This is a genomic window from Streptomyces hawaiiensis (assembly GCF_004803895.1).
Taxonomy (GTDB): Bacteria; Actinomycetota; Actinomycetes; order Streptomycetales; family Streptomycetaceae; genus Streptomyces; species Streptomyces hawaiiensis.
On record NZ_CP021978.1, the window covers coordinates 777566 to 797668 of the forward strand.

The 20103-nt window shown below is 71.2% G+C and carries 16 protein-coding genes; 2 read left to right on the plus strand and 14 right to left on the minus strand.

Annotated elements, in window-relative coordinates; all coding sequences use genetic code 11:
• Positions 1 to 28 precede the first annotated feature (28 nt).
• The 10 genes from CEB94_RS03665 to solA form a co-directional block, all read right to left on the minus strand.
• Complete coding sequence (locus CEB94_RS03665) at positions 29 to 967, minus strand: aldo/keto reductase (protein WP_175430790.1); 939 nt, start codon at positions 965 to 967, stop codon at positions 29 to 31.
• Positions 964 to 2427 (minus strand): aldehyde dehydrogenase family protein, encoded by a 1464-nt coding sequence (locus CEB94_RS03670; protein ID WP_175430791.1) that lies wholly within the window; start codon positions 2425 to 2427, stop codon positions 964 to 966. Before CEB94_RS03670 ends, CEB94_RS03665 begins: the two co-directional genes overlap by 4 nt.
• Positions 2424 to 3377: a succinylglutamate desuccinylase/aspartoacylase family protein gene (locus CEB94_RS03675; RefSeq protein ID WP_175430792.1), complete on the minus strand. Its 954-nt coding sequence runs from the start codon at positions 3375 to 3377 to the stop codon at positions 2424 to 2426. Before CEB94_RS03675 ends, CEB94_RS03670 begins: the two co-directional genes overlap by 4 nt.
• A gap of 23 nt (positions 3378 to 3400) precedes the next feature.
• Positions 3401 to 4756, minus strand: a complete 1356-nt coding sequence (locus CEB94_RS03680) for an aminotransferase class III-fold pyridoxal phosphate-dependent enzyme (protein ID WP_175430793.1) — start codon at positions 4754 to 4756, stop codon at positions 3401 to 3403.
• The gene (locus tag CEB94_RS03685) at positions 4753 to 5619 is read right to left on the minus strand and encodes an ABC transporter permease (RefSeq protein ID WP_175430794.1); all 867 of its coding nucleotides are present in this window, start codon (positions 5617 to 5619) and stop codon (positions 4753 to 4755) included. The genes CEB94_RS03680 and CEB94_RS03685 overlap by 4 nt, the downstream gene beginning before the upstream one ends.
• Positions 5616 to 6512 carry an ABC transporter permease gene (locus tag CEB94_RS03690; RefSeq protein ID WP_175430795.1) on the minus strand — a complete coding sequence of 299 codons (897 nt, stop codon included), beginning with the start codon at positions 6510 to 6512 and terminating at the stop codon, positions 5616 to 5618. The genes CEB94_RS03685 and CEB94_RS03690 overlap by 4 nt, the downstream gene beginning before the upstream one ends.
• 3 nt (positions 6513 to 6515) lie before the next feature.
• Positions 6516 to 7655 carry an ABC transporter ATP-binding protein gene (locus CEB94_RS03695; RefSeq protein WP_175430796.1) on the minus strand — a complete coding sequence of 380 codons (1140 nt, stop codon included), beginning with the start codon at positions 7653 to 7655 and terminating at the stop codon, positions 6516 to 6518.
• Positions 7648 to 8751 (minus strand): ABC transporter substrate-binding protein, encoded by a 1104-nt coding sequence (locus tag CEB94_RS03700; RefSeq protein WP_175430797.1) that lies wholly within the window; start codon positions 8749 to 8751, stop codon positions 7648 to 7650. Before CEB94_RS03700 ends, CEB94_RS03695 begins: the two co-directional genes overlap by 8 nt.
• A gap of 83 nt (positions 8752 to 8834) precedes the next feature.
• Entirely contained in the window at positions 8835 to 9806 is a 972-nt protein-coding gene (locus CEB94_RS03705; protein WP_246111699.1) for a succinylglutamate desuccinylase/aspartoacylase family protein, read from the minus strand.
• Positions 9807 to 9818: 12 nt separating this feature from the next.
• Positions 9819 to 10955: an N-methyl-L-tryptophan oxidase gene (solA, locus tag CEB94_RS03710; protein WP_175430799.1), complete on the minus strand. Its 1137-nt coding sequence runs from the start codon at positions 10953 to 10955 to the stop codon at positions 9819 to 9821.
• A gap of 281 nt (positions 10956 to 11236) precedes the next feature.
• On the opposite strand from solA, the gene CEB94_RS03715 reads away from it, so the two are divergent.
• Together CEB94_RS03715 and CEB94_RS03720 are read left to right on the plus strand one after the other, a co-directional pair.
• Positions 11237 to 11983: an IclR family transcriptional regulator gene (locus CEB94_RS03715; RefSeq protein WP_175436873.1), complete on the plus strand. Its 747-nt coding sequence runs from the start codon at positions 11237 to 11239 to the stop codon at positions 11981 to 11983.
• Positions 11984 to 12281: 298 nt separating this feature from the next.
• The gene (locus CEB94_RS03720; protein WP_175436874.1) at positions 12282 to 13028 is read left to right on the plus strand and encodes an IclR family transcriptional regulator; all 747 of its coding nucleotides are present in this window, start codon (positions 12282 to 12284) and stop codon (positions 13026 to 13028) included.
• Between the two features lie 66 nt (positions 13029 to 13094).
• On the opposite strand, the gene CEB94_RS03725 is transcribed toward CEB94_RS03720, so the two are convergent.
• The 4 genes from CEB94_RS03725 to CEB94_RS03740 all read right to left on the minus strand — a co-directional run bounded on the left by CEB94_RS03725 (position 13095) and on the right by CEB94_RS03740 (position 20041).
• Positions 13095 to 14279 carry an aminotransferase class V-fold PLP-dependent enzyme gene (locus tag CEB94_RS03725; protein ID WP_175430800.1) on the minus strand — a complete coding sequence of 395 codons (1185 nt, stop codon included), beginning with the start codon at positions 14277 to 14279 and terminating at the stop codon, positions 13095 to 13097.
• 184 nt (positions 14280 to 14463) lie between these two features.
• Complete coding sequence (locus CEB94_RS03730; RefSeq protein ID WP_175430801.1) at positions 14464 to 15903, minus strand: NAD-dependent succinate-semialdehyde dehydrogenase; 1440 nt, start codon at positions 15901 to 15903, stop codon at positions 14464 to 14466.
• Complete coding sequence (locus tag CEB94_RS03735; RefSeq protein ID WP_175430802.1) at positions 15900 to 18776, minus strand: FAD-binding and (Fe-S)-binding domain-containing protein; 2877 nt, start codon at positions 18774 to 18776, stop codon at positions 15900 to 15902. Before CEB94_RS03735 ends, CEB94_RS03730 begins: the two co-directional genes overlap by 4 nt.
• On the minus strand, positions 18773 to 20041 hold the full coding sequence (locus CEB94_RS03740; protein WP_175430803.1) for an aspartate aminotransferase family protein: 1269 nt from the start codon (positions 20039 to 20041) through the stop codon (positions 18773 to 18775). Before CEB94_RS03740 ends, CEB94_RS03735 begins: the two co-directional genes overlap by 4 nt.
• Between the last annotated feature and the right edge of the window lie 62 nt (positions 20042 to 20103).

The window sequence follows — 20103 nt, forward strand, 5'->3', positions numbered from 1 at the left end:
CCTCTTTTCAGGAATACGTGACAGAGGGTCAGACGACCCGTTCACCTGGGGTGACGATCGCGTCGAGGGCGGCCAGGTCGGCCGCGTCGGGGAGCCAGTCGGCCGCCGCCGCGTTGGCGGTGACCTGGGCGGGGGTCATGGCGCCGCAGATGACCGAGCCGACCGCGGGCAGTGCGGCCAGTCCGCCTACGGCGACCTGGAGGAGGGTCAGACCGCGCTCGGCGCCGTACGCGGTGAGCGCCTCGACGCGGTCCAGGGCGGCGTCGGTGAGCCAGCCCTGCCGCCAGGACAGGCGGCTGCCGGGCGGGGGCTCCTCACCGCGCCGGTACTTACCGCTGAGCAGTCCGTTGGCCAGCGGGTAGTACGGCAGGAGGCCCAGGCCGTGCTGCAGGCAGGCCGGGATCAGGTCGTTCTCCACACTGCGGTCGAGCAGGTGGTAGCGGGCCTGGGTGGAGACGAAGGCGTCGGTGAGCTGCTCGGGCGGGAGACCGGAGCAACCGATGTAACGGATCTTGCCCTCGTCCACGAGTTCGCGCAGGGCGGCGACCGTCTCGTGGAGCGGGGTGACGCCGTCCGGCTCGTGGTACTGGTACAGGTCGATGTGATCGGTGCCGAGCCTGCGCAGGGAGGCCTCGACGGCGTACCGGATGTAGGGGCGGGCGCCGCGCCGGCCGTACAGGTCGGCCTCGGGGCCCATCTCCATGCCGAACTTGGTGGCGAGGACGACGTCGTCCCGGCGGCCCTTGAGGGCGGCGCCGAGAAGGCGTTCGCCGTCGCCGCGGGAGCCGCCGCTCTCCCCGAACCCGCCGTACATGTCGGCGGTGTCGAACAGGGTGATCCCCGCGTCGAGGGCGGCGCGGACGACGGCCTTCGTGCCGTCCTCGTCGAGGCGGGAGCCGAAGTTGTTGCCGCCGACGCCGACCACGGAGACGGCCGGGCCGCGTTCGCCCAGCGTGCGGTACCTCATGACCGGTCTCCGAATCCGAGGCAGACGTTCTTGGTCTGCGTGTAGCTCGCCAGCGCCTCCAGGCCCTTCTCCCGGCCCCAGCCGCTGTGTTTGTAGCCGCCGAAGGGCAGCTCGATGCCGGTGCCGGCGCTGGTGACGTTCACGTAGACCTGCCCGGCACGGATGCCCTCGGCCAGGCGCATGGCCTTGTCGATGTCGCGGGTCCAGACGTAGGAGGACAGGCCGTACGGACTGTCGTTGGCGATCCGCAGGGCCTCGTCCGCGTCGTCGAAGTCGATGACGGTGACGACGGGGCCGAAGATCTCCTCACGGGCGCAGCGGGCCTGGTTGGTCAGGCCGGTGAGGACGGTCGGCTCGATGTAGTAGCCGTCGGCGAGCTCAGGGGCGGGCGGGGCGCCGCCGCCGACGCGGGTCACGGCTCCTTCCGTGCGGGCCAGTTCGAGGTAGTCCAGGACGCGGTCGCGCTGCCGGGCGGCGACGAGCGGGCCGATGTCCGGGTCCGTGAGGCCCGGCCCGACGCGCAGGGTCGCGATCCGCTCGACCAGCCGGTCCAGGAACTCCTCGGCGCCGCGCTGGAGCAGCAGCCGGGTGCCTGCCGAGCACATCTGGCCGGCGTTGCTGAACGACCAGCCGAGGACCGCGCTGACCGCCAGGTCGAAGTCGGCGTCGGCGAAGACGACGAACGGCGACTTGCCGCCGAGTTCCGTGACGGAGGGCACCACGTTGGCGGCGGCGGCCTGGGCGACCTTGATGCCGGTCGGTACCGAGCCGGTGAAGGTGACCTGGTCGATGCCGGGGTGTCCGGCGAGGGCCGCGCCGGTCTGTCCGTCGCCGGGTACGACGTTCAGCACGCCGGACGGGAGCCCGCACTCCAGCGCGATCCGGCCGACCTCCAGTGGGGTGAGGGGTGCCTCCGGGGAGGGCTTGAGTACGACCGTGCACCCCGCGGCCAGAGCCGGGGCCGATCCCCGGGCGGTGTTCTGGAGCGGGTAGTTGAACGGGATGATCTGGCCCGAGACACCGATCGGCTCACGGACGGTGTAGTCGATCAGGCCGGTGCCGAGGGGAACCGTGGAGCCGCCGAGCTTGTCGGCGATGCCCGCGTAGAACTCGAAGTAGCGGGCGGCGGACTCGACGTCGGCCCTGGCCTGGCGGAGCGGCTTGCCGACGTCCTGGCATTCCAGGCGCGCCAGCCAGTCGCCCTCGCGCCGGATCCCCTCCGCGATGCGGTGCAGCAGCCTGCCGCGGTCGGCGGGGCGCATCCGGGCCCACTCGGGTGCGGTGAAGGCCGCGCGGGCCGCCGCCACCGCCCGGTCCACGTCCGCCTGCCCGGCGAGGGAGACCTCGGCGAGGGCAGCCCCGTCGGACGGGTCGAGGACCGTGAAGCTGCGCCCGTCGGCGGCGGGCACCGGCTTGCCGTCGATCAGCAGCAGCTCGGTCAGCGGGAGTTCGCCGCTCATGGCTGGATCTCTCCCTGCACCTCGCCGAAGATGACGACCTCGTCGCCGGGCCGGACGGTGCGGATCCGTCGCACCCAGAGCACGATGCCGTCCTGCGGGGCGCGGACCTCCTCCAGCGTGTTGCCGTAGTGGTCGACGATCTGGCCGATCAGATCGCCTTCCTTGCACGTCTCGCCCGGCTCGGCGTGGCCGAGGAAGAAGCCGCCCGCGGCTGACCGGGCGAAGGTGCCCGACACGGTCGTGTACGTGTCGCGAAGTTCCGCGTCGCCGTCGATCATGCCGAGTTGGCGCATGACGTTGCGGATCGAGTGCACGTGCAGGGCGACGTTCTGCTCGCGGTAGGTGCCGCCGCCGGCCTCGATGGTGATGGCGGGCTTGCCGGCCGCGAGGGTGGGGTGGCGGACCGTGCCGCCCCACTTGCCGCCCTTCCAGACGAGTTCGTGTCCGGCGGCGAGGGCGAGGTCCGTCGCCAGTTCCTCGTAGCCGCCCTGGAGGATGACCAGCGGCGCGATCTCGCCGAAGGTGCCGCCGGTGTGCAGGTCGACCAGGGCGTCGATGGCCGGGACGACCTGCTCGACGAAGGTGGCGGCAAGGCGCAGCGAGTACGAGCCGTCCGCGTCACCCGGGAAGATCCGGTTGAGGTTCAGGTAGTCCAGGCCGCTGGTGCGGGCCGCCGCCTCGAAGGCGGGGGTGTTCATGCAGGGGATGCCGACGAGGGTGCCGCGCAGAGCGGCCGGGTCGATCGCGGCGAGGACGCGGCGGATGGCCTCCTGCCCGTCGTATTCATCGCCGTGCACACCGGCGTCCACGCACAGGACCGGGCCGTCCTCGGTGCCGTTGACGACGATGAGCGGTATGCCGAGCTCCACGCCGTAGCTGCTGGTGCCGACCGGGATCAGACCCTGGGCGCGCTCGCCGGGGGCGACGGTCAGGGGGCCGATGGAGTACATGTCGTTCCTTTCCAGAACATGGGTCACAGGCGGGCGGAGGCCTCGTCGAGGGTGTCCGCGATGATGTCGGCGATGCGGTCCAGCAGTGCGCGGTCGCTGATCAGCGGGGGCGCGATCTGGACCAGTGGGGCGGCGCGGTTGTAGACCCGGGCGAGCAGCCCGGCCTCGCGCAGCCGGCGCGGGATCAGGTCGGCGACGAGAGCGGCGCGCGCGGTGTCGCTGAAGCCGCCGTCGTCGACGTCGCCGACGAGTTCGAGGGCGTAGAAGAATCCGGCGCCGCGGACGTCGCCGACGATCGGCAGGTCGCCCAGGGAGGCCATGCGCCGGGCCAGGTGGCCTTGGTGGGCGCGGACGTTCTCCAGGATCCGGTCCCGCTCCATGATCTCCAGGCTGCGCAGGGCGATGGCCGCGCTCAGCGGGTGGCCGCTGAAGGTGTAGCCGTGGTTGAGGACCTGGCCGGGCCGGTTGATCACCTCGGCGACGCGGTCCGAGACCAGGGTCGCGCCCATCGGGGCGTAGCCGGCGGTGATGCCCTTGGCGACGGTGACGATGTCCGGGCGGGCGCCGTAGCACTCGCCGCCGAACCACTCCCCCAGTCGGCCGAAGGCGGTGATGACCTCGTCGGCGACCAGGAGGAAGCCGTACTGGTCGGCCAGTCGGCGCAGGCCCTGCCAGTAGCCCTCGGGCGGGGTGATGCAGCCGCCCCGGTTCTGCACCGGTTCGGCGATGAGCATCGCGACGCTGTCCGCTCCGGCCGCGAGAACCGTGGCTTCGACGTCCGCGAGCAGGTATGCGGTGAACGCCGCCTCGTCGAGGGGCTGTTCCAGAGCCGTGCGGCTGGTGTTGGCGACGAAGTGGGTCTCCACGGCCGGTGGCCCGTAGGGCTCGGTGAGCCCGGGGTCGTCGGTGAAGGACAGTGCCCCGAGGGTCAGGCCGTGGTAGGCGCCGCGCCGGGAGATGGCCTTGATGCGGCCCGCCTCGCCGCGCAGGGTGTGGTACCTGCGGGCGATCTTCCAGGCGGTCTCCACGGCCTCGGCGCCGCCGCCGCTGAAGAAGACGTGCTCGATGCCGTCGGGGGCCAGGGCGGCCAGACGCTCCGCGAGAGCCAGGCCGGTGGGGTGCGCGGAATCCGACCACAGGGGGCTGTAGCAGAGTTCACGCAGTTGCTTCTGGGCCGCTTCGGCGATCTCGTCGGCGTAGGAGTAGCCGATCTGGCAGCAGTACAGCCCCGACAGGCCGTCGATGAAGCGGTTGCCGGCCGTGTCGTCGACGTAGGGGCCCTCGCCGTGGCGCACGACGAACAGTTCCTTGCCGGGCTTGGCGAGCGATCCGTTGGCGGTCATGTTCAGCAGCAGGTGCCGCTGAGCGGTGGCGGTCATACGGCCTCACCTCCGGGGGCGGCGATCCCTGCCGTGTTCTCGACCGACAGCAGGGAGTCCTGCCGTCCGGAGCCGAGCCAGCGCACCAGGGCCACGAGGGCGAGGGCGAGGATCGCGCCTGCGATGAGCAGCGCGCTGATCGCGGTCACGCTGGGGTCGATGTCGAAGGTCAGGGAGTTGTAGATCTGCACCGGCAGGGTGACGGTGTCGACCGAGGACAGGAACTGGGAGATGTAGAACTCGTCGAAACTGGTGATGAAGGAGAAGATCGCCGCGGCGATCATGCCGGGGGCGGCCAGGGGGAAGGTGATCCGCCGGGCGATGGTCAGCCGGCCGGCGCCCATGCTCGCTGCGGCGTCCTCCAGCCGTTCGTCGATCCCGCGCAGGGTCGCCACCAGGATCAGTACCGCGATCGGTGAGGCCAGCACGGTGTGTCCGAGGGCGATGGCGAGCGGGCTGCCCAGCATCGAGGCCGGCTCGAACAGCAGGAACAGGCCCAGGGCGGTGACGATCTGCGGGATGAGCAGCGGTCCGAGGACCAGGGCGTAGACCGCGGAGCGCAGCGGCAGTTCGCTGCGGGTCAGCGCGGTCGCCGCGGTCACGCCGATGACCAGCGAGAACACGGTGCTGAGGCAGGCGACCAGGGCGCTCAGCGACAAGGCGGCCGGCCACTTGCTGCCGTCGGCGAACAGCGACGTGTACCAGTTGAGCGTCCACGCTTTGGGCGGGAACGCGGCGAAGGCGTTGTTGCTGAAGGAGGTGACGATGATGACGATGATCGGCAGCGCCAGGAACAGCAGGATGACGGTGGCGACCGCGGTCAGGGTGACCCGCCCGGCGAGGGTTCTGCGCAGCTCCATCATGACGCGCTCCTCTTCTTCCGGCTCGCGCCGAGGGAGGTGATGAGCTTGACCAGCAGCAGCCCGGCGAAGGTGAGCAGCAGCAGGATCACGCCCTCGGCGGCCGCGCCGTTCCACTGGTTCTGTTTCATCACTTGCTGGTTGATGAGGGAGGCGATCATCGTCTGCTGCGGGCCGCCCATCAGGGCGGGGGTGATGTAGTAGCCCAGCGAGAGGATGAAGCTGAGCAGTCCGGCACTGGCCAGGCCAGGGGCGACCAGCGGCAGGTAGACCCGGCGGAAGATGGTCACGCGCCCGGCGCCCATGCTGGCCGCGGCGGCGAGCAGGCGGCGGTCCACGCCGCGCATCACGCCGTACAGCAGCAGCACCGTGTAGGGCAGCATCACGGAGGTGGTGCCGATGACCACGCCGATCTCGTTGTAGAGCAGTTGGTAGGGCGCGCCGGGGATCCACAGGTCGGCCATGGCCTGGTTCACCAGGCCCTTGTCGCCGAGCAGGATGATCCAGCCGTACGTGCGGACCAGGGCGCTGATGAAGTGCGGGACGACCACGATCAGCATGGCCACACCGGCCCACAGGGGCTTGAGCCGGGAGATCGCGTTGGCCAGGATGAACCCGAAGACGAGACTGAACAGCGCCGTCTCCGCGGAGATCCGCAGCGTGGTGAACAGGACCGAGAGGTTGACGCCCGTCAGCGCCTCGGCGTACCAGTGCAGGGTGAGCGAGCCGTCGGTGTTCTTCAGGCTGAGGAAGAGCGTGCTGAGGATCGGGTAGACGAACAGCACCAGCAGATAGACGACGACCGGCAGCGCGTAGAGGATGCCGATTCTTGTTCTGCGGGAGGCCAGCAGCTTGCGCGGACGGGCGGGGGCGTTGGCGGTCAGGGTGGCGGCCATGGCTCACCCGCCCTGTTCTACGGGGAAGAGGTTGACGTCGTCGGGGTCGACGGTGATGCCGACCCGCTCGCCGCCGACGGGCCCGCGGCCGGCCGGTACTTCGAGACGCAGCAACGGCGCGTCACCGCCCTCGATGCGTACGCCGGCGCGGACCAGCGTGCCGACATACGTGGCGGTCTCGACCGTGCCGGTACAGAAACCGTCGTCCGGGGCGCAGGCGCGCAGCCGGCCCGGCTGGACGGCGACCTGGACCGGGGTGCCGGAGGCCAGCTCGTGGCGTCGTGCCTTCAGCAGGCCGCCGGACTGGTCGAGGCGGACCACGGTGTGTTCATCGGTGCTCTGCAGCACGCGGCCGGGCAGGAAGTTCGCCGCACCGAGGAAGTCCGCGACGAACGGGGTTCTCGGGCGCTCGAACAACTCGCGCGGCGTGTCGAACTGCTCGATCAGGCCGTTGCGCATGACCGCGATCCGGTCCGAGAGGACCAGTGCCTCCTCCTGATCGTGCGTCACATAGATGACAGTCAGGCCGAGTTCCTGCTGGATGGCCTTGATCTCGATCTGGAGCTGGTCGCGCAGCTTCTTGTCCAGGGCGCCGAGCGGCTCGTCCATGAGGATCACCGGCGGCCGGTAGACCAGCGCGCGGCAGAGGGCGACGCGCTGCTGCTGTCCGCCGGACAGTTCGCGGGGGCGGCGGCCGCCGAAGCCGGACAGGCCGGCGATCTCCAGGGTCTCCCCCACCCGCCTGCGGATCTCGTTCTTCGGCACTCCGCGCAGGGTGAGCGGGAAGGCGACGTTCTCGCTGACCGTCATGTGCGGGAAGAGCAGGTACTGCTGGAACACGAAGCCGAGGTTGCGCTTCTGCGGAGCGAGCCGGGTGACGTCGCGGTCCCCGACGGTGATGGTGCCGGAGTCGGGTTCGCAGAACCCGGCGATCATCATGAGGGTCGTGGTCTTGCCCGACCCGGAGGCGCCGAGGAAGGTGACGAACTCGCCGGCGGCGATCTCCATGGACGCCTCGTCGACGGCGACGACGTCCCCGTACGTCTTGCGCAGAGCCACCACCGACAGCGGTTTGCCGGTCGCGGTGGGCAGCTTGCCACCGGCCACCTCGACGGACGGTGTGACGACACCGAATTCAGCCACGAGCCCACTCCAACCAGCGCTTGGTGACGGCGGTTTCGTTCTTGAGCCACCAGTCGACGTCCAGGTCGAAACCCTTGTCGTAGTACTGCGGCGCACCGGCGAGTGCGTTGCGCTCCTCGGAGGTGAGCTTCTCGTAGGCCACCGGTGACGACGGGTTCGACGGGAAGGCCTTGGCCAGGGCGGCCTGGACCTCGGGACGCAGCGCGTAGTCCATGAGCTGGTAAGCGGCGTCCACATGGGCGGCGCCCTTGGCGATGCCGTAGCCCTGGAACTGGCGACGCATGCCGTTGAGCTGCCGTGCGACCGGGACGCCCTGCTTCTCCAGGTCGGCGATCCGGCCGTCCCAGACGGTGGACATCGTCACTTCCTGGCGGCTGAGGAGCACACCGGGGAGCGGGCCGCTGTCCCAGAACTTCTTGATGTCGGACCGCAGCCGGGTCATCACCTTGAAGGCGCGGTCCAGGTCGAGCGGGTACAGCTTGTCCATCGGGACGCCGTCGGCCAGCAGCGCGAACTCCAGCTCGGGCAGGTCGGCGTCCGGGTTGCACATCGAACGGCTGCCCTTGAACGCCTTGGTGTCCCAGAAGTCCGCCCATGACTCCGGCTTGCGGCCGCCGAAGGCGTCGGTGCGGTACGCCATGCACTGGCCGTAGAAGCTGTTGCCGACGGCATGGTCGGTGATCTGGTTCTGCGGGATCTTGGCGCTCTTGAGGCTCTTGATCCGGTCGGGGTCCAGCGTCTCCAGGGCGTCCTGGCCGGCGAACTTGATGTGGTCCATCATCGAGTTGTTGATGAGGTCGAACTGGGGGCGGCCCTGCTTGATCTGGGCCAGCATCTGGGTGCCCTGGAGGTTGACGACCTGGACATTGATGCCGGTCTCTCGGGTGAACGGCGTGTAGACCGCCTTCTGGAGGGCCTCCCCGAAGGTGCCTCCGCTGTCGCGGACGACCACCGACTTGCCGCCGCTCTTGGCGCTGCCGGACGAGGCCCGGCTGGTGCCGGTGCCGCAGGCGGCGAGGGAGGGCACGGCGGCGAGGGCGGCGAGGCCGCCTGCTCCGCGCAGGAGCGCTCTGCGGCCGATCATGGGATCACTCATGACAAATCTCCTGAAATGGCGCGTGGGGACCAGCTGTTCGAGGGGAGTGGTGGTTCGGGGGGCGGGTCTGTGGGCGGTGCCGGTCAGTCGTGCGGCACCGCGATGGCGGCGAGTTCGGCGCCGGGGGCGACGGTGAGCCCGTTCATGCCGTAGAGGATCTGTCCGGTGGCGGTGGCGGTGACCTTGTGTTCGCTGCCGTCGGCCGGGTCGATGACGCGGCCGACGGGCTGGCCCGCGGTCACCTCGTCGCCGGTCGCGGCGTCCGGGTACCACAGGCCGGTGGCCGGTGAGACGACGGAGCCGGTCCAGACCCAGTCGCGCGGCTGCGCGGTCACCGGTGCGACGTGCTGCGGCGCGTCGATGACGCCGAGGTGGTGCAGCAGCCGGTACAGGCCGTCGAGCAGGGCCCGTGCCTGGGCGGGGTCGCGTTCGCCGAGCTGGCCGGTCTCGATGAGGATGGCGGGGATGCCCTGCCGGGCGGCCGCGGCGTGGCTGTTGCCGCCTTCGGCGTTGCGGCCGAACAGTACCCGTTCGTGGCCGACGGCGTGGGCCATGGCCCGCGTCCTGGCGTCGAGTTCCGCGTCGGAGGTCAGGCGGTAGCCGACGAAGTCCAGCAGGGTCTCGTCGATGCCGCCGCTGTGCAGGTCCGCGTAGGCGTCGGCGCCGGAGATGACGTGCTCGAACAGCCAGGCCGCCAGCCGCTCGGTGGGCCCTCCGGCGGGGTCACCGGGGAAGACGCGGTTGATGTTGACGTCGTCCAGCGGGGACTTGCCCAGGCGGCCGTCGTACACGGCCGGCGGGTTGGCCACGGGGCAGATCACCACCTGGCCGGTGACGTCGTCCGGCTCCAGGAACCCGGCCAGGCGGGTGGCCGCGTCGATGCCGACGAACTCGCCGCCGTGGACGCCGCCGGTGATGACGACCCGGGGCCCGGGGCGGGAGCCGTTGACGAGGACGAGGGGGATCTCGACGGTCGTGAGTCCGAGGTCCACGGGGATCACCCCGCGGGTCTTGCGGCCCGGCTCGGCCCGGAGCGGGCCTACGGTCAGTGTCATGTCGTTCCTCATTCAGGCGGTGATGCGGCCGAGCGTGCTGATGAAGTCGATGGGCTGGGAGGAGGTGCCGTCCAGCGCCAGGTCGGCGGCGACGTCCCCGAAGGCGGGCGAGAGCTTGAAGCCGTGGCCGGAGAAGCCCGCGAGCAGTACGACGTTGTCGGCGCCGGGCAGCGGGCCGATCAGCGGGCGGCTGCTCTCGGTGTAGCCCTCCATGTAGACGGCCAGGCGGGTCGGGTCCGGGTGCAGGTCCGGCAGGTGGCGGCGGATCTGCTCGGTGAAGATGTCCAGCTCCTCCGGCTGGACGGTGCGGTCCAGCGCGTTGGGGTCGCCGGCGGGCTCGTGCAGCGCGCGGGACAGTCCGAGCTTGACGGAGACGCCGTCCGGGGAGGGCAGTCCGTAGCAGTGCGTGGGGGTGGTGCGGATGAACGCGGGGCGCTCCTCGCCGAACCAGGCGTCGGTGGTGGGGACGTACCAGGCGCTGATCAGGCGGCGGATGTCCACTTCCCACGGCAGGTCGGGAAGCAGGTCGTTCACCCAGGGGCCGACGGTGACGACGACCGCGTCGAAGTGCTCGCTGCCGGCGTCGGTGCGTACCTCCACCCCGCCGCCTGCCGGAGTGATCTCACGCACCGGCGTGTAGCGCTCGATACGGGCACCCAGCTGCTCGGCGCGCCGGGCCGCGGTCTGGACGGTCAGCTCGGGCCTGATGAAGCCGGCGCGGCGGTCGAGCACGGCCGCGTCGCCGTCCTCCAGCCGGTACTGCGGGAAGCGCTTGGCCATGGCCTCGGCGTCGAGCACCTCGTGGTCGAGGCCGTGCTCGGCGATGGACTCCAGGACCGTGGCCATCTGCTGGTGCTCGGTGGACCCCATCAGCAGGCATCCGGTCAGGCGCCGCAGCTCGCGGCCGGTCTCCTGCTGGAGCTGCCCCCACAGGGTGTCGGCGTGCTTGAGGAGCGGGACGTACCGGGAGTCCTCGAAGTGCGCGCTGCGGAAGATGCGGGTTTCGCCGCCGGCGGCGCTGCGGTCGTGGCCGGGGGCGAAGCGGTCGTAGGCGACGACCTCCGCACCACGGGCCGCGAGACGCCAGGCGGCCTGGCTGCCCATGGTTCCCACGCCGACGACGGCGACTCGCTTCCTGGCAGCTGACACGGGGCTTTCCTTTCGTATCGCCGGGGCGCATGCTGAGCCCCTGCGTGAGGCTGTTCGATTCGAGGTGGTTTCGGGCGGAGGGGGCGGGTCCTTCGGGGGACCTCGGCTCACGAACGCCCTGTCTCGGAATTCCGGCTGCGTCCTCGGGATCTTCCGGCGAGCCGTGCCACATTGTGGAATGCTGTGCTAGTATCTGGCACAGAGAATGACAGCGGCATCCAGGGGAGTCAAGAGGTGTCCGCGAGGGAATCTGAGGATTAACAGGGGGAAACCGGATGGAAATGAAGAGCGTCACCAGGTCGCTGCGCATCCTGGAGGCGGTCGCCCAGCATCAGCCGGTCACCGTGGGGGAACTGACGAAGCTCTTCGGCCTTCCGAAGTCGACCGTGCAGCGCACCCTGGTCACGCTGGCCGAGGCCGGCTGGCTGCGGGCCAGCCGCAAGGACACCACCCGCTGGGAGATCGGCGCCCGCGTCCTGGCCGTACGGCCCGCCGCGCTCCAGGGGTCCAGCCTGTTCGCCGCAGCGCGCGAGCCCATGGTCCGCCTGAGGGACACGGTGAACGAGACGATCCACCTGTCGGTGCCGGACGCCCTGCAGTGCATGGTCGTCGTCGACCGCGTGGACTGCACTCACGCCGTACGGACGTTCCACACCGTCGGCGACACCTCGCCCCTGCACGCCACCGCGACCGGACGCGCCGTCCTGGCCCATCTGCCGAAGCAGGACGTCGAGGAGCTCATCGCGCAGGGACTGGAGCGCTACAGCGACACGACGCCCACCGACCCGGACGAACTGCGCGCCGAGCTGGACCGGATCCGCATCGACGGATACGCGGTCAACCGCAACCAGTACCGGCCGGACGTCTGCGCGATCGCCGCGCCCGTCCTCGACGAGGAGGGCACGCCACTGGCCACCGTGGCCATCTCCATGCCCGACTCGCGCTACGACGCGGACCGGCTGCCCGAGTGGGGCCGCCTGGTCGCCGACGCCGCCGCGGAGATCACGGGGCGCCGCATGGGCGCCTGAACAAGCACCTCCGACAAGGGGCCGGCCCTCACGCATCAGCGTGGGGGCCGGTCCCTTTCTCACGTCGGGCGGCAGCCGCCGCCCTGCGCCCGGCCGGGGAACGGCCGGGCGCAGGGGGCTGCCCCGCGGGGGCAAGCGCAGTCAGGGCGCTACCACCGTCCATCACCGCGGGGGGATCCCGCACGCGTGCCGTATTGTGGAACGCCATGCTAGAATCCGGCACGATCATCTCCTCGACTCCGGGAAGGAGTCAAGAGGCTGAAACCGACGAACGAACACTGACGGGGCCCCGATGGAAATGAAGAGCGTGACCAGGTCGCTGCGCATCCTGGAGGCGGTCGCCCACCACCAGCCCGTGACGGTGGGCGAGTTGACGAAGCTCTTCGGCCTGCCCAAGTCGACGGTGCAGCGCACGCTGGTCAGCCTGAACGAGGCGGGATGGCTGCGGGCGAACCGCCAGGACACCACCCGCTGGGAGATCGGCGCCCGGGTGCTCGCCGTACGTCCGGCGGCGCTTCAGGGCTCGAGTCTGTTCGCGGCGGCGAGGGAGCCCATGATCCGGCTGCGGGACGCGCTGAACGAGACGATCCACCTGTCGGTGCCGGACGCCTTGCAGTGCATGGTCGTCGTCGACCGGGTGGACTGCGCTCACGCGGTGCGGACGTACTACGCGATCGGCGACACCTCGCCCCTGCACGCCACCGCCACCGGGCGCGCGATCCTGGCCCATCTGCCACCCGCCGACGTGGACGAACTGGTCGCCCAGAGGCTGGAGCGCTACAGCGACGCGACGACGGTCGACCCGGCCGAGCTGCGCGCCGAGCTGAAGCGGGTGCGCACGGACGGCTACGCCGTCAACCGCAACCAGTACCGCCCCGATGTCTGCGCGATCGCCGCACCCGTCCTCGACGAGAACGGCACACCGCTCGCCTCCGTGGCCGTCTCCATGCCCGACTCCCGCTACGACGCCGACCGGCTGCCCGAGTGGGGCCGCCTGGTCGCCGACACGGCGTCCGGCATCAGCGACCGCCGACTGGGCGCGTGACGGCCCGGCACGCATGACAGCGCCCCCTGCTGCCGACGGCGGCAGGGGGCGTGACGCGTTCGCGCGTCAGGAGCGGCCCGCGCTCTGCTTGTCCACCACCTCCGCGAGAGCGTCCACGAAGCGGTCGAGCTCGCTCTCACGCAGGTAGATGTGGGGCGACACCCGCATGCCGCTCAGGTGCCGTACCTCCCGGTACTTCACATGCACCCGGTGCGCGTCCCGGAGCTCCTGTTCCACGGCTCTGGCGTCCAGGCCGTCGACGGAGAAGAGGCTGACCGCGCCCAGGGTCTCCGTGTCCAGCGGCGTGTGCAGCCTGAACCCGGGGATCGCGGCGGCGCGCTCCACCCAGTACCGGGTCAGCTCCCGTACGCGCGCGTGGACGGCCCGGGCCCCGATCTCCCGGTGGAAGCGCGCCGCCGGCAGGATGCCGGCCTGCAGGGCCGAGTTGTACGTGCCGAGGTTCCAGTGGTCGAACTTGTCGACGCGCAACGGCGGCGGATCGAAGGGGGCCAGCAGGGGCCAGGTGCGGTCGATGACTCCCTCCCTGACGACCAGCATGCCGTTGCCGACCGGCGCGCCCATCCACTTGTGCAGACTGGTGATGAAGAAGTCGCAGTCCAGGTCACGGAAGCTCACCGGCATCTGTGCGAAGGTCTGGGCGCCGTCCACCACGGTGAGCGTCCCGTTGTCCTTCGCCAGCCGGCACAGCCGCTTCGCCGGCACGACACGTCCCGTCCAGTGGGACATGTGGGTGATCTGAAGGACACGGGTGCGCGGTGTCAGGACCGCCGCGTACGCCTCGACGATCTCGTCGTCGCTGTCCATGAGGTCGTAGTCGGCGGTGACGACCTCGATGCCCTCGCGTTCCTGCCGCTGGAACCAGGCGGCGCGCACGCTCGGGTAGTCCCAGTGCGAGATCACGACCTGGTCGCCGGCGGCCAGCGGGATACCGAAGATCGCCGTGCACAGGCCCTCGGTGGAGTTCCGGTTCAGCGCGATCTCGCCGGGGTCGCAGTCGATCAGCTCGGCGAGTTCCGCCTTGGCCTCGGGGAGCGCGAGGTCGAGGTTGCTCCACATGTTGCGGTCGGGGTTCCGGTTGACCAGCCGGTAGGCGTCGACCGTCGCCTGCTCGACCACCAGGGGCGGCGGGCTGACCGCCGCGTTGTTCAGGTTGAGCAGGGGCTGCTGCTCCGGGTAGGCCGCGCGGACGTGCTCCCAGAAATCGTCCTGGCCAGGGGTGGGACTCGCCATGGTGCTCTTCTCCGATGTCATGGGGCCGCCCGTGCGCCGGGCGTGTCGGCTGTGGGCCCCGTGCCCGGGCCGGGGGGGAGGCCGGGCACGGGGCGACCCGCGTGCGGCCCGGGGGGAACGGGCCGGGTACGCGGGGGCTTCCCGCGCGATGCGCGATGGGGCGTGCCTCAGGGCGGAGACGCCGTCATCGCACGGGCACCGCGAGGTACTGGTACTCAAGGAACTCGTCGATCCCGACCCGGCCGCCCTCACGGCCGAGGCCGGACTGCTTGACCCCGCCGAACGGCGCGGCCGGGTTGGAGACGAGGCCGGTGTTCAGGCCCACCATGCCCACCTCCAGACTCTCGCTGACGCGCAGCCCGCGGTCCAGACCCTGGGTGAAGACGTAACCGACCAGACCCCAGGGCGTGTCGTTCGCCCGGCGCAGGACCTCGTCCTCGTCGTCGAAGGTGAGGATCGCCGCGACGGGGCCGAAGATCTCCGTGTCCATCAGACGGCTGCCGGGGTCGACGTCGGCGAGCACGGTCGGCGGGTAGAAGCAGCCCGGGCCTTCGGGCGTACGGCCGCCGACGAGCACGCGGGCACCGCGCTCGACGGCGTCGGCGACGAGCTCCGCGACCTTGGCACGTCCGGTGGCGTCGATCAGCGGGCCGACGTCGACACCGTCCCGGGTGCCGGGGCCGACCACGAGCGCGCCCATCCGCTCGGCGAGCCGCCGGCCGAACTCCTCGGCCACCGACCGGTGCACGAAGAAGCGGTTCGCGGCGGTGCAGGCCTCGCCCATGTTGCGCATCTTGGCGACCATCGCGCCGTCCACGGCCACGTCCAGGTCGGCGTCGTCGAAGACGATGAACGGGGCGTTGCCGCCCAGCTCCATCGACGTCCGTACGACGGTGTCGGCGCACTGGGCGAGCAGGATGCGGCCGACACCCGTGGAGCCGGTGAAGGACAGCTTGCGGATCCGGCCGCCGCGCAGGAGGGGTTCGCAGACCTCTCCGGCGCGGGAGGTGGTGACGACGTTCAGCACACCGTCCGGCAGCCCGGCCTCCTTGAGGATCCCGGCCAGGGCGAGGCTGGACAGCGGGGTCTGCGGAGCCGGCTTGAGGATCATCGTGCAGCCGGCCGCGATCGCCGGGCCGATCTTGCGGGTGCCCATGGCCAGCGGGAAGTTCCACGGCGTGATCAGCAGGCAGGGGCCGACCGGGCGGCGGGAGAGCAGCATGCGGTTGCGGCCGTCGGGCAGGGTGCCGCAGCCGCCGTCGATGCGGACGGCTTCCTCGGAGAACCAGCGGAAGAACTCGGCGGCGTAGGCGACCTCTCCCCTGGCCTCGGCGAGCGGCTTGCCCATCTCGGCCGTCATCAGGTGGGCGAGTTCGTCGGTGCGCTCGATGATGAGCTCGTAGGCGCGGCGCAGGATCTCGCTGCGGGCCCGGGGTGCTGTACGTGCCCACTCGGCCTGGGCCTGGACGGCGGCCTCCTCGGCGAGCCGGGCGTCCTTGGGGCCCGCGTCGGCGACGTGGCAGAGGATCTCGCCGGTGGCGGGGTCGTCGACGGGCATGGTGGTGCCGTCCGCGGCGTCCACCCAGGCACCGCCGATGAACAACTGGTTCAGTACCTCGGTCATGATGTCTCTCCTGTGTGATCGGCGGCGGGGTCGAGCAGTTCCGCGAGGTGCAGAGCGCGGATGTCCCGGTCGCCTGCGAGGTGGTCGATCTGGGTGGCGCAGCTGAAGCCGTCGGCCACGACGGGGCGGCCGTCGAGCTTGTCGATGCGGGGTTTCAGGGCGAGATCGGCGACAGCCATGGAGGTGTCGTAGTGCTCTGCCTCGAAGCCGAAGTTGCCGGCGAGTCCGCAGCAGCCCTCGGCCTCGTCGACGCTGTCTACGCCGAGGCGGCGCAGAAGGTCGGCGGGGCGTCGGTCCTTGAAGGTGGCGTACTCGTGGCAGTGGGTCTGGAGCACGACGTTCTCGGGCAGCGGCGGCGGGCTCCAGTCCTGGTCGGCGAGGTCGGTGAGGGCCCCGGTGAAGGTGTGGACGCGGCTCGCCACGCGCTGGGCGGCCTCGGTGCCGAGCAGTTCGGGGACGTCACGCTTCAGTGCGGCGGCGCAGCTCGGCTCGGCCACGATGATCGGCCGGTCGTCACCGTCGTCGAGGGCGTCGACGGTGCGGGCCATGATCTTGCGGGCGACGTTCAGCTGTCCGGTGCTGACCCAGGTCAGCCCGCAGCACAGTCCGTCCTGCGGCGCGCAGGAGATACCGGCGTCGGCGAGCACACGGCTCGCGGCTCCCGCGACCTCGGGACGGAAGGCGCGGGTGAAGCTGTCGACGAAGAGCACGGCCTTCGCCTGCTCCGCGGTTCTGGCGGCGCGCAGGGTCTTGCGCAGGGCGCGGCGGGAGGCGAAGGCGGGGATCCTGCGCTTCGTCGTGACGCCGCCGAGACGGGCGAGCAGCCGCCCGGCCGGCCCGCGCAACAGTGCGTTGATCGGCCGGGCGGCGTATCCGGCCAGGGCGGAGGTCCTGGGCAGCCAGCCCAGTGAATAGTGGGAGCGGGGGCGCAGGCGGCCCTTGTAGTGCTGGTGGAGGAACTCGGCCTTGTAGGTGGCCATGTCGACGCCGACCGGACAGTCACTGGAGCAGGCCTTGCACGACAGGCACAGATCGAGGGCGTCCTTGACCTCGGTCGAGCGCCAGCCGTCGGTGACGGCCTCGCCGCGGACCATCTCCTGGAGCATGCGGGCCCGGCCACGGGTGGAGGCGTTCTCCTCGCCCGTGGCCCGGTAGCTCGGGCACATCACGCCGCCCGCATCGCTGCGGCAACGGCCGACACCGACGCAGCGGCGCACGGCACCCGCGAATCCGTCCTCGTCGTGCGGGAAGCCGAACGTCGTGTCCAGCAGTGGGAGTTCCCGCAGCGCGAGGTCGGCGTCCAAGGGAGCCGGGTCGACGATCACGCCGGGGTTGAGCAGCCCGTCGGGGTCGAAGACCTGCTTGAACGCGGCGAACGCGGCGATCATGCGGTGGCTGTACATCACCTTCAGCAGCTCGCTGCGCGCCCGCCCGTCACCGTGCTCACCGGACAGCGTGCCGCCGTGCTCGACGACCAGCGCGGCGGCCTCGGTCAGGAAGCGGCGCATGACCGCCCGCCCGGCCTCGGTGGCCGGGTCGAAGTCGATGCGTACGTGGACGCATCCCGCGCCGAAGTGCCCATACAGCACGCCGGTCAGGTCGTGGGTGGTCAGCAGCTTGCGGAAGTCGCGCAGGTAGGCGGCGAGGTTCTCGGGCGCGACGGCGGCGTCCTCCCAGCCCGGCCAGGACTCCCCGCCGTCCACCAGCCGGGCGGCCAGACCGGCCCCGTCCTCACGCACCCGCCACAGCGAGCGCCGTTCGGCCGGGCTCTCCACGACCCGGCCGCCGGTCATCCGCCCGCGGGCCTTGAGCACATCCAGCAGCTCAGCGGCGCGGGCGTTGACCGCTGCCTGGTCATCGCCTTCCAGCTCGACGTACAGCCAGGCGCGGCCCTCGGGCAGGCCGGTGACGGAGTCCGGGCCGCGGCGGGCGCGCATGGTGGCCACGATCGCCTCGTCCATGCCTTCGACCGCGCTGGGCGCGAAGCGCAGGATCTCCGGCACATCCTCGGCCGCCTCGACCACATCCTCGTAGCCGAGCGTGAGCAGTGTGGATGCCTGTGCGGTCGCCACCAGGCGGACCGTCGCTGCGGTGACGACCGCACAGGTGCCTTCGGTGCCCACGAGCGCGCGGGCCATGTCGAAGCCGTTCTCGGGCAGCAGGTGATGCAGCTGGAAGCCGGAGACCTGGCGCGGGATGCGGCCCAGCTCGGTCCGGATCAGCGCCAGGTTGTCCTCGACCAGCCGCCTGAGGCCGGCTTCGAGCCGGGCGACGCGCCGCACAGCCTCCGCGTCGCCCGGCTCCGCGGCACGCAGCCCGGAGTGGTCGGCGACGGCCCGCACGCCGTCCGCCGTCACGATCTCCAGGGCCTCGACGTGGCCGCTGGTCCGCCCGTCGCGCACCGACCGGTTGCCGCACGCGTCGTTGCCGATCATGCCGCCGAGGGTGCAGCGGCTGTGCGAGGACGGATCCGGACCGAAGTCGAGCCCGTGCAGGGCGGTCGCGCTGCGCAACGCGTCGAGGACGACACCGGCCTCGATCCGCGCGGTGCGCGCCTCCTCGTCGATGTCCAGGATCCGGTTCATGTAGCGGGAGAAATCCAGCACCACACCCGGCCCGACGGCATTGCCCGCCATGCTGGTGCCGCCGCCCCGGGCCGTGACCGGGATGCCCGCCTCACGGCAGGCCCGCACCACCGTGACCACGTCGTCGGCGGTGCGCGGGAAGGCCACGGCCCGCGGCGGCACACGGTAGTTCGAGGCGTCGTAGGCGTAAGGCCCCGTGGCCCCCGGGCCGGTCTCCACCCGCAGGCCGGGAGCGATCTCGGCGATGCGGTCCGTCAGACCCGCCAGGTCGCGGGTGGCTGTCGTCATCGCTCCGCCGCTCCCGAGGTACCGGCCTCCACGGCGTTCGCCCACGCCTGGAGACCCTCGTCGACGCCCGCCTCGTCGATCACGAGCGCGGGGATCATGCGGACGACCTGGTTCGAGGCGCCGCACAGCAGCAGGAGCAGGCCTTCGTCGATCGCGGCGCGCTGCACGCGGGCGGCGGTCTCGGGGTCGGGGCTGCCGTCCTCGGTGACGAACTCGGTGGCGAGCATGAGGCCGAGGCCGCGGACGTCTCCGATGCCCGGGGTCCGGTCGGCCACGGCCTCCAGGCCCTGGCGGAGCCGCTTGCCCATCGCCTCGGCGTTCTCGACGAGCTTCTCGTCGCGTACGACGTCCAGCGTCGCGCAGGCGGCGGCGCAGGCGACGGCGTTGGCGCCGTACGTGCCGCCCTGCGAGCCGGGCCAGGCCTTCGTCATCAGTTCCTCGGAGGCGGCGATGCCGGAGAGGGGGAAGCCGCTGGCCAGTCCCTTGGCGGTGACGAGGATGTCGGGGGTGACGCCGAAGTGGTCGTGGCCCCAGAAGCGGCCGGTGCGGCCGACGCCGGTCTGCACCTCGTCGAGGATCAGCAGGAAGCCGTGCCGGTCCGCCCGCTCCCGCAAACCTTCCAGGAAGGCGCGGTTCGCGGGGACGTAGCCGCCCTCGCCGAGGACCGGCTCGACGATGATCGCGGCCGTGTCGGCGGGCGACGAGATCGTCTGGAGGGTGTAGTCGAGTTCCTTCAGGGCGAAGCGGGTGGCGGTCTCCTCGTCCCAGCCGTAGCGGAAGGCCGTCGGGAAGGGGGTGACGACCACACCGCTCATCAGCGGTGAGAACCCGGACCGGAAGCGGATGCCGGAGGTGGTCATGGAGGCGGCGGCGACGGTACGGCCGTGGAATCCGCCGTGGCAGACGATGACGTTCGGCCGGCCGGTGGCCTGGCGGGCCAGCCGCAGTGCCGCCTCGACGGCCTCGCTGCCGGAGTTGGTGAAGAACAGGCTGTCCAGGCCGGCCGGCAGCACCTCGCCCAGCTTGTCGACCAGGCGGCGCAGCGGCTGGTGCATGACGGTCGTGTACTGGCCGTGGATCAGCGTGCCCACCTGCTCCTGCGCCGCCGCCACGACCTTGGGGTGGCAGTGCCCGGTGCTGGTGACGCCGATGCCGGCGGTGAAGTCGAGGTAGCGGCGGCCGTCCTCACCGTAGAGGTGGACGCCCTCGCCCCGGGCCGCCACTACGGGCGTGGCCTGGCGAAGGTGCGGCGACAGTGCGGTCATGGTGTCTCCCGGCCGTACGACGAGGTCTGGTTGCTTGGCTCAGCTCCGGTGTCCGAGCATCC